Source organism: Mesorhizobium sp. M3A.F.Ca.ET.175.01.1.1 (genome assembly GCF_004791945.1).
GTDB lineage: Bacteria > Pseudomonadota > Alphaproteobacteria > Rhizobiales > Rhizobiaceae > Mesorhizobium.
The window spans coordinates 1-347 of the sequence record NZ_SRTP01000177.1 but is presented as its reverse complement, the minus strand read 5'-3'; the positions used below and the strand labels follow the sequence as shown (position 1 = coordinate 347).

Annotated in this window: 1 protein-coding gene; it reads left to right on the top strand. The window is 57.9% G+C overall.

The annotated features are described in order from the left end of the window. Positions 1 to 144: 144 nt before the first annotated feature. A partial coding sequence (locus EN818_RS33360) for a hypothetical protein (protein ID WP_210237327.1) occupies positions 145 to 347 on the top strand: 203 nt, incomplete at its 3' end.

The window sequence follows — 347 nt, the reverse complement described above, 5'->3', positions numbered from 1 at the left end:
TGATGGTCAACTTATACCTGATTTTCATTGAACCCTCTTTACCAACCGGCCATTCATGCGGACGGGGCGGAGCCGCGTGATAGAGCCGCCAACCGCCGCCGCCGTCAAGTGCAATGCTGGGACACGGGCCGGATTTTCTTTGGCATGACAATCGATCAACTGACCATGGCGCAGCCGGTCGGACGCCCTATATTAGGACGAGGTTCTGTTTTTCATGCGGACAAAGAAGCCATGTCGCCCCGCTACCTATCGACGTTTCTGATTTCAGCTGTCCTGGCGGTCTCCGGCTTGGTGGGCATGGCTTCCTGCGTATCGGCCCAGGTCGTCATCCCGACGAACCGCCGACG